5 protein-coding genes are annotated in these 4,195 nt (G+C 53.3%); 2 read left to right on the top strand and 3 right to left on the bottom strand.

Annotated features, from left to right (window positions below; translation table 11 throughout):
• Positions 1-54: 54 nt before the first annotated feature.
• On the bottom strand, positions 55-723 hold the full coding sequence (locus J5M58_RS25620; RefSeq protein WP_207880091.1) for an HD domain-containing protein: 669 nt from the start codon (positions 721-723) through the stop codon (positions 55-57).
• A 542-nt stretch (positions 724-1,265) separates the two neighbouring features.
• On the opposite strand from J5M58_RS25620, the gene J5M58_RS28120 reads away from it, so the two are divergent.
• Complete coding sequence (locus J5M58_RS28120) at positions 1,266-1,508, top strand: hypothetical protein (RefSeq protein ID WP_112253799.1); 243 nt, start codon at positions 1,266-1,268, stop codon at positions 1,506-1,508.
• 165 nt (positions 1,509-1,673) lie between these two features.
• Positions 1,674-1,943, top strand: coding sequence for a DUF3077 domain-containing protein (locus tag J5M58_RS25615; protein ID WP_085600479.1), 270 nt, complete (start codon positions 1,674-1,676; stop codon positions 1,941-1,943).
• Between the two features lie 254 nt (positions 1,944-2,197).
• Here J5M58_RS25615 and J5M58_RS25610 read toward each other — a convergent pair whose 3' ends face one another.
• Entirely contained in the window at positions 2,198-3,952 is a 1,755-nt protein-coding gene (locus tag J5M58_RS25610; RefSeq protein WP_207880089.1) for a hypothetical protein, read from the bottom strand.
• 134 nt (positions 3,953-4,086) lie between these two features.
• Positions 4,087-4,195 (bottom strand): IS3 family transposase (locus tag J5M58_RS25605; RefSeq protein ID WP_135192744.1); only part of this gene is annotated, 109 nt, incomplete at its 5' end.

Raw genomic sequence — 4,195 nt, 5'->3', positions numbered from 1 at the left:
CTCCTAGACAGCGGCCTCACGCCCTAAACAACCTGCCAATCCCCCCAAACCGCGTCACTTCAGCACTGCCCCACCCGCCCCAATCTCATCCATGAAATCCGCCAGAAACACCTCAAGCCGAGCATGACGCTCAGCAGCCAGCCGAGCCCCTTCACCAGTTTTAAACCCTGACGCAAGCTTGAGCAGCTTGGTATGAAAATGCTCGACCGTATACGCCTTGTCCTGATATTCCCGCCCCAGCGCAGCAGGGTTCTCGAAATCATAAAGCGCCGACCCCATCCGCCCGGAAACGTAAAAACACCGGGCGATACCCACTGCACCTATGGCGTCCAGGCGATCACTGTCCTGAAGAATCCTGGCCTCAAGGGTGAGTGGTTCAAAGCCAGCCGAGTAGCTGTGGGTTTTGACCGCATGCGCCACCTGCTCGATGCGCTGCAAGGGCCAGCCCATATCAGCCAGGATTGACGCCGCCCTTTGTGCAGACAGCGTTGACGCCTGCCCACGCAAGGGCGAGTTCTTTTCTACTGCGACACAATCATGCAGCACAGTCGCTGCAAGCAGCACTTCCAGGTCGCCGCCTTCCACGCGCTGTATTCGTTGGGCGTTGACCCAAACGCGATGGATGTGGGACAGGTCGTGGGAGCCGTCCTGCTGGTCGGCTGGCAAGTACTTCAGCAGGTCAGCGGCAAAGCGCTGGAAAGGGGCAAAAGCTTCGATGGTCATCGTTGGTGCATTCCCTTGGCTGTGACTTGGCGTCCGTTGTCAGGGGGCGGGCCCAGGACCTACTTCGGTGTAGATGCGAGCGGGTCAGTTTCAAGGCTTGAGGGGTGAAAGTCCATGCTGGGTCGTTTGCTGGCATCGCGACATAACTGGATACAGGGATTCGTGAGTGGAAAGCTTTTTGAGAGCCACAAACCATTAACAGAGCAGCCGGCGTTGCATGCTGTGAAGGTGATAGGCGAAAAAAGTCAGAATTAACCCCTTCCTTGTAGGCCATTTCCCAAAGATACTCCCTGCGCCTGTTTTTCGTTGCACATGGAAATCGTGAACCATAGTCTCGACCTGCCGCTACCAATTGGCGGCACGGTTTTGACAGGCCGTGGTTCACTGAGAGCATGTGCAATGCCAGTTATGGCAGCTGTGCGTGGGGCACCTCTGTGTGCGCCGGGATTCTCAGTGCCCCCGGTCTGTCAACCCACAAACAGCTGCCACCCTTCCGTTTGACAGCGGATCTGCGGCAGCCCTTAAAGGCACTGAGAGGGTTTATGCTGAAAATAGTCCCTGATCCACCCCACAACGTTCTATCCCTTGAAGACACTCTGATCCAAGCCACGGACTACGCGCTATGCGCGGCTACCGTTGTGCATCAGGCAATACTGCTGCAGCCCAAATCGCCCGCGTCGATTCTGATGATGGCCTCGATGCATGAGCTGGAGACGCTGCGAGCTTTGCTTGAGTCCGCAATAGTCCAGGTGCAGATGCCCACTGAGCCTAGAACCTTGCACTAAGGCTTCATTGATGTGTCGCCTGGGCTGCCCCTATCGCCGGCAAGCCCGGCTCCCACATAGATCTGAGCTGCACCACAGATCTCGAGACCTGTGCAGTACCTGTGGGAGCTGGCTTGCCGGCGATGAGGCCAGACCAGGCACTAGAGATTTCGGGGAGATAGAACAATGTCTACAGAAGAAACCAAATTCACCGTCGGCAAAACCACCTTCTACCAAGGTGAAAACCAGACCCATCCGCTGTTCCGCATCGAAGCAGGCATCCCCTGCCAGAGCGCCCGCGAACAAGCCTCGGAGCTTATGGGCTACGCACGGGATATGACCCTGGACGGCTTGATGGAAGACAAACCCCAGCTGATCTGGGCTTCGCATTACCTCTGCGCTTTGGCCAAGGCGCTGATGGATGATGCTGAGCTGGGTATGATGAAGAACCCTTAATAAGACTTGCCGCAGGCCGAGTACTAAGGCCTGAAAATGGTCGATTCAAACCGCAGCTCGCGCCACCTGAGCCTGATCTGGCGTTCGCAGGAAGAGGGCCTGATGTAATGACGATCACGCTACTACCAGATCGCTCGCTCATGGCCCACTTCTCATCTGTGAGCCATTCAAAACGGCTATTCGGTTTATTGTCTATGAGGCGTGCAGCGATTATGTACCGCATTGCTAGTAACAGCAGTGAGGAGGTATCACTCTCAAATCAGCTTGCAAATGACATCCAGGTCGTCATAAGCGAATTGCGCGCTCGCCCTACAGTAGATCTCATAGTGGTCGGCTAATCGTGCACCGTTCTGCGGATGACTTAAATAGGCGTTAACTAACTCTCCCGGCTGATGCAAACGCGGCTTGCTCAAGACATACCCCTCAGTGAGCTCCTGATCCTTGCGGAACTGTACGCGTCCGTCGCGCAAGATGTTCCGGAGCAGATTCCATTCGTAGAAGAAGATGCCATCCAGCTCATAGAAATTGAGAAACGGTAAGTTGTGCAACAAAACAAAATGGCTGTTATGCGTATGCGCATTGGCCAAGCCGTGGCTACTGAGCTTTTGCCTAATGCTGTCATCGGTGAGATTATCTCTCAGCATTGCCAGTTGTTTTACGAAGCCCTTACGGAACTCAGGCTCGGAAAAAAGCCGGCATTGCTCAGAGAGATAAGTAGGAAGATTGGATAGTCGATACTTTACTTGGATAAAGTAATAAATATCTTCCTCTAGGTCCTGAAGAACCAGATCTATATCGTACCCCTTGACTTTCGACCTGTTGCCCGGTTTGAATTCACCATAGACCTTGAATCGCGGATCGTCGAGATTTCTGATGTAGTTAACAATATAATCCGCCTCAAAACTGATACCGATCACCCCTCTGAAATCCTGACCCTTACCACCTTGTAAAGCTTTCCCTAGTAACTGCCCTACAAACTTCCTCAATCCATATTTAAAGCTCAACGCACCCCGCACGTATGTATTGCCTTTGTATTCGATAAAGCTGCTGGCTGAATTTAGCGTCGGCGCCTGTCCCGAGAGAGCGGAGTTGATCATGCTGATAGTCGCCGGACTTACGCAGCTTTGCAGCTGAGCTTCTGGGGTAATGCGCTCACCTAGCATTACTCGCAGCTCGAGATACGTAGCGAAGTAGACAATCTCGCGCAAGTACTGATACTGGGGGTGCAGGATTATGTTCGCTGATAGATAGTTTGTGTGTATGGACAGGCACTTGTCGAGGACATGGGCGATCAGCGGCTCGCGTGCCGAAGGCGGCAAATGCCCTAGCCTCTGTAGTACCAGTGCCATGTCGAGCAAAGTGCGCATGTCACTAATTTTAGAGTTAGCTTCGCAGATCTCTGCTAACCAATGCCCTTTGAGGCGACGCCGGAGCGTAGCAGTAGGCACGATCGACAGCGTTTTCCCCTCCAGCCTGGCGCTCAGTAGTCCGTGCGCCATGAGAAAGTACACCTCGCTTAGGTAGTAACCAAGCCAAAGGTTGGCGTTACTCAAAATGGCCAAGTTATGCTCAGCGCGAAGCTGCAGGTTCTCGGCAATCCTGTTGCAGGTGTACTCGAGTTTGGCCCAGGTGTTGGCCTGAATGAATGCATTGAGCATTGAAAGCCGCTCGCTCGAGTCGGCCTCATTCTCAACCAGCGAGATACCAATTCTGAAGTACTTGCTCAGTTGCTCAGTGAAGCGACTCATAGTTTTTTCATTGAGCGAAACGCTGTCTTCAAAGAGGTGCTGGGGCAGAGTTCTCTTCGCCTTCGCCAGGCCCGCACTCAGCTTCTCTAAGACAAGCCACTGAACCTGTTCGGAACTAATGAAGCGCCGAAGGGCTCGTACCTTGTAGAGGATCCGGGTAAGCCAATTGGGACGCTTTCGTTCAATATCCAAGGCTTCGAGCGTTGCCAGGGGATCATGCAAAAAGGCGAGAAGCTGCGGGTCGACATCCTCATAAATCATCTTTGTGCCTTGACTAATCCGTTGTGATGTTGGTTTGGGGGCGGCGCTCGCGATTCAGCAGAAAATCATGGGCGATCATCAAGGAATCCAACGCTTCCACCACCGATATTGCGTTTTGAATCGCCCCTGGTTTTCTAGACACTCTCCAAGCTCAGGAAATAGCGTTTCTCATACTCTACTGGAGACAGCTGCATAGCACTGCTGTGTCGGCGTTTAGGGTTATAGAACATCTCGATGTAATCG

The organism is Pseudomonas sp. 32_A, assembly GCF_017490905.1.
Classification (GTDB): domain Bacteria; phylum Pseudomonadota; class Gammaproteobacteria; order Pseudomonadales; family Pseudomonadaceae; genus Aquipseudomonas; species Aquipseudomonas inefficax.
This window is presented reverse-complemented; position numbering and strand designations above follow the sequence as displayed.